This window comes from Sphaerotilus sp. (assembly GCF_041083715.1).
GTDB lineage: Bacteria > Pseudomonadota > Gammaproteobacteria > Burkholderiales > Burkholderiaceae_C > Sphaerotilus.
The window spans coordinates 1-7758 of the sequence record NZ_JBFPGY010000259.1 but is presented as its reverse complement, the minus strand read 5'-3'; the positions used below and the strand labels follow the sequence as shown (position 1 = coordinate 7758).

At 67.0% G+C, this 7758-nt stretch carries 9 protein-coding genes; all 9 read left to right on the top strand.

Annotation, left to right across the window (positions count from 1 at the left end; all coding sequences use genetic code 11):
* Nucleotides 1-321: 321 nt before the first annotated feature.
* On the top strand, nt 322-2130 hold the full coding sequence (gene lepA, locus AB3X43_RS11545; RefSeq protein WP_369429992.1) for a translation elongation factor 4: 1809 nt from the start codon (nt 322-324) through the stop codon (nt 2128-2130).
* 31 nt (nt 2131-2161) lie between these two features.
* Complete coding sequence (gene lepB, locus AB3X43_RS11540; protein ID WP_369429991.1) at nt 2162-3133, top strand: signal peptidase I; 972 nt, start codon at nt 2162-2164, stop codon at nt 3131-3133.
* 57 nt (nt 3134-3190) lie between these two features.
* Complete coding sequence (locus AB3X43_RS11535; protein ID WP_369429990.1) at nt 3191-3577, top strand: DUF4845 domain-containing protein; 387 nt, start codon at nt 3191-3193, stop codon at nt 3575-3577.
* A 33-nt stretch (nt 3578-3610) separates the two neighbouring features.
* Complete coding sequence (gene rnc / locus AB3X43_RS11530) at nt 3611-4297, top strand: ribonuclease III (protein WP_369429989.1); 687 nt, start codon at nt 3611-3613, stop codon at nt 4295-4297.
* A gap of 206 nt (nt 4298-4503) precedes the next feature.
* A complete protein-coding gene (gene era / locus AB3X43_RS11525) occupies nt 4504-5433 on the top strand; it encodes a GTPase Era (protein WP_369429993.1) in 930 nt (309 codons plus the stop codon).
* Between the two features lie 6 nt (nt 5434-5439).
* On the top strand, nt 5440-6255 hold the full coding sequence (recO, locus tag AB3X43_RS11520) for a DNA repair protein RecO (protein ID WP_369429988.1): 816 nt from the start codon (nt 5440-5442) through the stop codon (nt 6253-6255).
* Nucleotides 6252-7043 (top strand): pyridoxine 5'-phosphate synthase, encoded by a 792-nt coding sequence (locus AB3X43_RS11515; protein WP_369429987.1) that lies wholly within the window; start codon nt 6252-6254, stop codon nt 7041-7043. Before recO ends, AB3X43_RS11515 begins: the two co-directional genes overlap by 4 nt.
* Before the next feature lie 18 nt (nt 7044-7061).
* Nucleotides 7062-7460: a holo-ACP synthase gene (acpS, locus tag AB3X43_RS11510; protein ID WP_369429986.1), complete on the top strand. Its 399-nt coding sequence runs from the start codon at nt 7062-7064 to the stop codon at nt 7458-7460.
* Between the two features lie 22 nt (nt 7461-7482).
* On the top strand, nt 7483-7758 hold a 276-nt coding region (locus tag AB3X43_RS11505; RefSeq protein ID WP_369429985.1), incomplete at its 3' end, for a glycoside hydrolase family 3 N-terminal domain-containing protein.

Here is a 7758-nt window from a genome sequence, read left to right as displayed (position 1 = left end):
GGCGATCTGATCCTGGCGGTGGCCAACAGCGAAGTGACCGACGCGCGCCAGTTCGAGGCGCTGGTGGCCCGGCTGGACAAGGCCCGCCCGGTCAACCTGCTGCTTCGCCGCGGCGAGTGGGCACAGTACGTGGTGATCCGGCCAGGCCGCTGAGCGAGTTGCTGCACTGCCGCTGAAGGCCGGAACAGGCCCGTGCGGCAGCGCGCTACAATCTCGCTCGCCAGCATTGCGACCTGATTACCCGATCTGCACGCATGCTGGAAGGCGCGTCAACGCTAGGACGTGCCTTTTTTTTGTCGCCGCGCGCATGCCCCCAGGCCCATGGACCACATCAGAAACTTCTCCATCATCGCCCACATCGACCACGGCAAGAGCACGTTGGCCGACCGGATCATTCAGCGCTGCGGAGGCCTGAGCGACCGCGAGATGGAAGCGCAGGTGCTTGACTCGATGGACATCGAGCGCGAGCGTGGCATCACGATCAAGGCCCAGACCGCCGCGCTGCAATACAAGGCGCAGAACGGACAGGTCTACAACCTCAATCTGATCGACACGCCCGGGCATGTGGACTTCTCGTATGAGGTCAGCCGGTCCCTGTCGGCCTGCGAAGGCGCGCTGCTGGTGGTGGACGCCAGCCAGGGCGTGGAAGCGCAGACGGTGGCCAACTGCTACACCGCGCTCGATCTGGGCGTGCTGGTGGTGCCGGTCCTGAACAAGATGGACCTGCCGAGCGCCGACCCGGACAACGCCAAGGCGGAGATCGAGGACGTCATCGGCATCGACGCCACCGATGCGATCCCCTGCTCGGCCAAGACCGGCATGGGGATCGACGAGATCCTCGAAGCCGTCATCACCCGCATGCCGCCGCCCAAGGGCGACCCGGACGGCCCGCCGCGCGCGATGATCATCGACTCGTGGTTCGACAACTACGTCGGGGTCGTGATGCTGGTGCGCGTGGTGGACGGCGTGCTGCGCAAGGGCGAGCGCATCCGCATGATGGCGAGCAACGCGCTCTACCCGATCGAGCACCTGGGCGTGTTCACCCCGAAGTCCGAGAACCGCGAGTCGCTCAGGGCGGGCGAGGTCGGCTTCATCATCGCCGGCATCAAGGAGCTGCAGGCGGCCAAGGTCGGTGACACGATCACGCTCGAAAAGAAGCTGCCCAACAACGCCGGCCCTGCGCTGGAGGCGCTGCCCGGCTTCAAGGAAATCCAGCCGCAGGTCTTCGCCGGGCTCTATCCGACGGAAGCCAGCGAGTACGACCAGCTCCGCGATGCGCTGGAAAAGCTCAAGCTCAACGACTCCTCGCTGCGCTACGAACCCGAAGTCTCGCAGGCGCTGGGCTTCGGCTTCCGCTGCGGCTTCCTGGGCCTGCTGCACATGGAGATCGTGCAGGAGCGGCTGGAGCGCGAGTTCGACCAGGACCTGATCACCACCGCACCGAGCGTGGTCTACGAGGTGGAGCTGAACGACGACACCGTGATCGAGGTCGAGAATCCGTCCAAGATGCCCGAACTCGGCCGCATCAAGGAGATCCGCGAGCCGATCGTCACCGTGCACCTCTACATGCCGCAGGACTATGTCGGTGCGGTGATGACGCTGGCGAACCAGAAGCGCGGCGTGCAGCTCAACATGGCCTACCACGGCCGCCAGGTGATGCTCACGTACGAGCTGCCGCTGGCCGAGATCGTGCTGGACTTCTTCGACAAGCTGAAGTCTGTGTCGCGCGGCTACGCGTCGATGGACTACGAGTTCAAGGAATACCGCGCCTCCGACGTGGTCAAGGTCGATCTGCTGATCAACGGCGACCGCATCGATGCGCTCTCGATCATCGTCCACCGAGCCCAGAGCCAGTACCGCGGCCGCGCCGTGGCCGCCAAGATGCGCGAGCAGATCCCGCGCCAGATGTACGACGTGGCCATCCAGGCGGCCATCGGCGCCAACATCATCTCGCGCGAGAACATCAAGGCATTGCGCAAGAACGTGCTGGCAAAATGCTATGGCGGCGACATCAGCCGCAAGCGCAAGCTGCTCGAGAAGCAGAAGGCCGGCAAGAAGCGCATGAAGCAAATCGGCTCGGTCGAAGTGCCGCAGGAAGCGTTCCTCGCCATCCTGCGTGTCGAAGACTGAGCACCCGCTCACCCACCCAACCGGACGATCGATGGGACCCCTCACCGGCATTCTCTACGCCTGCCTCGCTTTCTATGGCACGGGCTGGTACCTCGGCAAGTGGAGCGGCAATTTCTCGCTGCTGCTGTTCATCCTCACCCTCGTCACTGCAGCCTACTGGCTGGCCGAACACTTCGTGTTCCTGCCACGCCGTCTGGCTGCAGCGGCGACGCTGACCCACCAGGACGGCGAACGGCGCGCCGAACTCGCCCGCCTCGGCATCGACAAGGTGGACATGGACGTCGAACCCGCCCGCCGGCGCCTGCTCGCGCAACCGTGGTGGCTCGACTGGACTGCCGGCCTGTTCCCGGTGATCCTGATGGTGTTCCTGCTGCGCTCGTTCCTGTTCGAGCCCTTCAAGATCCCGTCCGGCTCGATGATCCCGACGCTGGAAATCGGCGACCTGATCCTGGTGAACAAGTTCCACTACGGCATCCGCATTCCGGTGCTGAACAAGAAGATCGTCCCGCTGAACGACCCGCAGCGCGGTGACGTGATGGTGTTCCGCTACCCGGTGGACCCCAGCATCGACTTCATCAAGCGGGTGATCGGCGTGCCCGGCGACGAGATCGCCTACATCAACCAGAAGCTCTTCGTGAACGGCCAGCCGGCACCGCTGCAGCAGCTCGACGACTACTACGACGAGGACCGCCGCACCTACTCGCGCCAGTTCCGCGAAGACCTCGGCAACGGCGTCAGCCACCGCCTGCTGGTCGACCCGCAGCAGCCATCGAGCTATGGCATGCGTGCCCGACAGTTTCCCGGAGTTGAAAACTGTCGTTACACGGCCGAAGGTGTCACCTGCAAGGTTCCTGCAGGACACTACTTCATGATGGGCGACAACCGTGACAACTCCGAGGATTCGCGCTTCTGGGGCTTCGTGCCGGACGAGAACATCGTGGGCCGTGCCTTCTTCGTGTGGATGAACTTCGGCAGTCTCAAGCGGATTGGCCCCTTCCATTGACCCCGGCATGACGCACGGCCGGTCGGCTTGCAGCGACCGCCGTCGAGGAGTGATTCGATGATCTTTCGCCCACGTCCGACCCCCGTGTCGATCCGCCCGACGGGCCAGCGTGGCGTCACCCTGCTCGGCCTCGTCTTCTGGGCCGTGCTGATCTCGATGACGGCCCTGGTCGCGATGCGGGTGCTGCCGACGGTCAATGAGTTCGCCACCATCAAGCGCGCCGTGACCAAGGTGGCGGCCGAAGGGGGCGGCACCGTGCCCGAGATCCGGGCTGCCTTCGACCGGACCAAGGACATCGAGTATTCGATACAGTCGATCACCGGCAAGGATCTCGACATCACGAAGGACAATGACCGTGTGGTCGTGAGCTTTGCCTACGACAAGGAAATCGAACTGTTCGGCCCCGTGTCGCTGCTGATCAAGTACCGCGGCCGGTCCCAGTGACCCGTCTGTGCCCCGTGATCCCGAAGGTCCCCCTTGAACCCGTCTCCTCTTGAATCCCTGTCGCAACGACTGGGCTACACCTTCCGCCAGCGTGAGCTGCTCACGTGTGCGTTGACGCACCGCAGCTTCGGCACGGACCACAACGAGCGGCTCGAATTCCTCGGCGATGCGGTGCTGAACGTGGCCGTCTCCGACCTGCTGTTCGAGCAGTACGACGAATCGCCCGAAGGTGACCTGACCCGCATCCGTGCCCACCTGGTGCGCCAGGACATGCTGCACCGCATCGCGCTCTCGCTCGATCTGCCCGCGGTGCTGCGCCTGTCCGATGGTGAAGCCCGTGGTGGTGGCGCCCAGCGTCCGTCGATCCTGGCCGATGCGCTCGAAGCGATCATCGGCGCCGTCTTCCGCGATTCGGGCTTCGAGGCCGCCGAGGCGCTGGTGCGCCGGCTGTTCGAGCCGCTGATCTCCGAAACTGCCACCCAGTCCTGGGGCAAGGACGCCAAGACCCAGCTCCAGGAGTGGCTCCAGGCACGCCGTCAAAGCGTCCCCGACTACCGCATCGAAGCCACCCGTGGCCGCGCGCACGACCAGACTTTCGTCGTCGTGTGCAGCGTCGCCGGCTCCGGTGTGCAGGCCCGCGGCGAAGGCCGCTCACGCCGCGCCGCCGAACAGGAAGCCGCGCGCCTTGTCCTCGAACAACTGAGCGCCGCCCCAGAATGACCACCACCTCCAAGCCGCACGCGGCCACCCTGCCGGACGACCTGCTCGACCCGGTGGACGATTTTGCCGATGAAGACGGCCTGAACGACGCACTGATCGAACTCGACGACGACGGCCAGCCCATCGTGGACGGCGACGACGAGGATGAAGACGACCTCGGAGAAGACGCCGACGAACTGGCCTACGAAGCCCCGGACCTCGACGCCATGCTCGCCGCCGCCGTCGGCTCCAACGACGGTGACCGCCGCTGCGGCCTGATCGCCATCGTCGGCCGGCCGAACGTGGGCAAGTCGACGCTGCTGAACACCCTCATCGGCCAGAAGGTCAGCATCACCTCGCGCAAGGCGCAGACGACCCGCCACCGCATCACCGGCATCTCGACCCAGGCCGACACGCAGTACGTCTTCGTCGACACCCCTGGCTTCCAGACCACCCACACCACCCGCGGCACCGCAGCGCTGAACCGCAACCTGAACAAGACGGTGCAGTCGGTGCTGGGCGACGTGGACGTCGTGCTGTTCGTGGTGGATGCGGGCCGCTTCAACCCAGCCGACGCCAAGGTGCTCTCGCTGATCCCGCCGGGCAAGCCGACCTTCCTGATCGCCAACAAGCTCGACCTGATCACGCGCCGCTCGGACCTGCTGCCCTGGCTGCAGCAGATGCAGGCCAAGCACGCCTTCACCGAGTTCGTGCCGCTGACAGCGACCAAGAAGGACGACACCCAGCGCCTGCTGGACATCATCCGCCCCTACCTGCCCGAGCAGCCCTGGTACTACGACGCGGACGCGCTGACCGACCGCAGCGACAAGTTCCTCGCCGCCGAGCTGATCCGCGAGAAGCTGTTCCGCCTGACCGGAGACGAGCTGCCCTACACGTCCACCGTGCAGATCGACAAGTACGAGGAAGTCGAGGGCGGCCGGCTGAACCGCATCGCCGCGACCATCATCGTCGAGCGCGACGCGCACAAGGGCATGGTCATCGGTGAAGGTGGCGAGCGGCTCAAGCGCATCAGCACCGAGGCCCGCACCGAGCTGGAGCGCCTCACCGGCGCCAAGGTCTTCCTCGAAGTCTGGGTCAAGGTCCGCTCGGGCTGGGCCGACGACGAGAAGCGCCTGAAGAGCTACGGCTACGAGTAAGGCACCATGGCCACGCGCCGTGCCGCGCCGGCTGCCATGGCGGCCTATGTGCTGCACCACCACGACTGGAGCGAATCCAGCCTGATCCTCGACCTCTGGACGCGTGAGCACGGCCGCATTGCCGCCGTCGCGAAGGGTGCGAAACGGCCGCATTCGCAGCTGCGCTGCGTGCTGCTGCCGTTCCAGCGGTTGACGATCGTGCTCGGTGGCAAGACCACCCGGCGGGACACCGAACCGGACCCGGCCCAAGGCGGCCACGAGGCACCGCCCGATCTCCACCTGCTGCGCGGCGCCGACTGGGCGGGCGGCAGCGCCATGCCCGCGGGCGCGGCGCTGCTGGCGGGGTTCCACCTCAACGAGCTGCTGCTGCGCGGACTGGCCCGCCACGATGCCCACCCGCGCCTGTTCGAGGTCTACGCCGCCACCCTGCCCCGGCTCGCCCCGCACGACGAAGCGCAGACGGCCGCCGCGCTGCGCGCCTTCGAGCTGTGGCTGCTGCGCGAATCGGGCGTGCTGCCGGAACTGGACCGCGTCACGCTGACGCAGGTGCCCGTCCGCACGGACGTGCGCCACGGGCTGCACCACGAAACCGGCGTCCATCCATTGCCCGATGGCGCAGCCGGCCTCGGCGGCGCGACGCTGCTGGCGCTGCAGTCGGCCATGAACGCCTTCGACCTCGGCGCGCTGCAACAGACCTGCCTGGGCGCACTGCCCGAGCTGCGCGCCCAGCTGCGCCATCTGCTGCACTACCATCTCGGCACTTCGATGCTGCGCACCCGCGCGCTGATGGTCGAGGTGCAGAAACTGACCGAATCACCATGAATCCCCTCGTCGCCCCCGAATCATCCGCCCATGGTGGACGCACCGCGCTGTCGGTCAACCTCAACAAGGTCGCGCTGCTGCGCAACACGCGCCACCTCGGCATCCCGAGCGTGACCCGCGCAGCGACGCTCGTTCTCGAAGCCGGGGCGCAAGGCCTCACCGTCCACCCGCGCCCCGACGAGCGCCACATCCGTGCCGGCGACGTGACCGACCTGGCCGAGCTGCTCCAGGCCTGGCCACAGGTCGAGTACAACATCGAGGGCAATCCGTTCCACAACCTGATGGACGTCATCCGCGCCGTGCGGCCGCACCAGGCGACCTTCGTGCCGGACACCGTCGGCCAGTTCACCTCGGACCACGGCTGGACCTTCCCCGACGACGCCGAGCGGCTGCACCCGCTGGTCGAGGAAACCCGGGCGCTGGGCGTGCGTGTCAGCCTGTTCATGGACCCGGTCCCCGAGATGATGCGCGCGGCGCGCGACGTCGGTGCCGACCGGGTCGAGCTGTACACCGAAGCCTATGCCAGCGCCTGGGGCACGCCGCGGCAGGCCGAGGTGCTCGACCGCTACGTGCGCGCTGCGGAAGCTGCGCTGTCGGTCGGCCTGGGCATCAACGCCGGCCATGACCTGAACCGTGACAACCTCACCGACTTCCTGCGCGCCGTGCCGGGCGTGCAGGAGGTGTCGATCGGCCACGCGCTGATCGCAGACGCACTTGAACTCGGCTACACCCAGACGGTGCGCGGCTACCAGCGCAGCATCCAGCGGGCCTTCGCGCCCCAGCGCTGAAGCCGGGCGGACGCAGCGGTGGTCTACGGCATCGGCACGGACATCTGCGACATCCGGCGCATCGCTGCGGTGCTCGCCCGACGCGGCGACCGCTTCGCCGAGAAGGTGCTCGGGCCGACCGAGCTGCGCGTGTTCCACTACCGCCGCACCAAGGTCGAAGTCCGCGGCATCGCCTACCTCGCCACGCGCTTCTCGGCCAAGGAAGCGTTTTCCAAGGCGATCGGCCTCGGTCTGCACGCCCCCATGCAGTGGCGCGACTGCGAAACGCTCAACGAGCCGAGCGGCCAGCCCTTCATCCGTCTGCACGGCCCGCTCGCTGCATGGTTCGAGGCACGCAGCCTGCGCGCCCACGTCAGCCTGACCGACGAGACCGACTACGCGACCAGCTTCGTCGTGGTCGAAACCAGCACCTCCTGACACCCCTGACCCCCCGCTGCCGATGCACCACGCCCACGCCCCTGTTGTCCTCGACGTTGCCGGCCTCGTGCTGAACGACGGCGACCGCCGCCGCCTGCAGCACCCGCTCGTCGGCGGCCTGATCCTGTTCAGCCGCAACTGGCAGGACCGCACCCAGCTCACGCAGCTCGTCGCCGACATCAAGGCCGTCCGCCCGGACGTGGTGGTCAGCGTGGACCACGAAGGCGGCCGCGTGCAGCGCTTCCGCACCGACGGGTTCACCCACCTGCCCGCGATGCGCACGCTCGGCGAGCGCTGG

Bases quoted from the DNA above. Each gene is read 5' to 3' on its own strand.
- lepA (WP_369429992.1), top strand. From the start codon at position 322: ATGGACCACATCAGAAACTTCTCCATCATCGCCCACATCGACCACGGC.
- lepB (WP_369429991.1), top strand. From the start codon at position 2,162: ATGGGACCCCTCACCGGCATTCTCTACGCCTGCCTCGCTTTCTATGGC.
- AB3X43_RS11535 (WP_369429990.1), top strand. From the start codon at position 3,191: ATGATCTTTCGCCCACGTCCGACCCCCGTGTCGATCCGCCCGACGGGC.
- era (WP_369429993.1), top strand. From the start codon at position 4,504: ATGCTCGCCGCCGCCGTCGGCTCCAACGACGGTGACCGCCGCTGCGGC.
- recO (WP_369429988.1), top strand. From the start codon at position 5,440: ATGGCCACGCGCCGTGCCGCGCCGGCTGCCATGGCGGCCTATGTGCTG.
- AB3X43_RS11515 (WP_369429987.1), top strand. From the start codon at position 6,252: ATGAATCCCCTCGTCGCCCCCGAATCATCCGCCCATGGTGGACGCACC.